Here is a 256-nt window from a genome sequence, read left to right as displayed (position 1 = left end):
GCGAAACAGGACATCACCGAAGCAGGCAAGCTCCTCATCTGGCTCCGTGACTCTCACGGCATCGCAGCGGGCGAACTAAGACAAGCCCACATCGACGAATATCTCAGTACCGGGCCCAGCACCCGCAAGCACATCCGTAATTTTGTCCGGTGGCTCAACCGCGACAGCACACGACGAGGGCACCTCGACGCGCCGGTCCGTCCCGCTCAATCCACGCCAATGATCACTCAGGCGGAACGTATTGAACTCGTGCGCA

1 protein-coding gene is annotated in these 256 nt (G+C 60.2%); it reads left to right on the top strand.

Going from position 1 to position 256, the window contains the following annotated elements; all coding sequences use genetic code 11:
* On the top strand, positions 1–256 hold a 256-nt coding region (locus SB679_RS25245), incomplete at both ends, for a hypothetical protein (protein ID WP_410705075.1).

This window comes from Chryseobacterium sp. SIMBA_029, from assembly GCF_046535275.1.
Classification (GTDB): Bacteria; Bacteroidota; Bacteroidia; order Flavobacteriales; family Weeksellaceae; genus Chryseobacterium.
The sequence above is the reverse complement of the archived record's forward strand: the minus strand, read 5'-3'. Positions and strand labels throughout refer to the sequence as shown.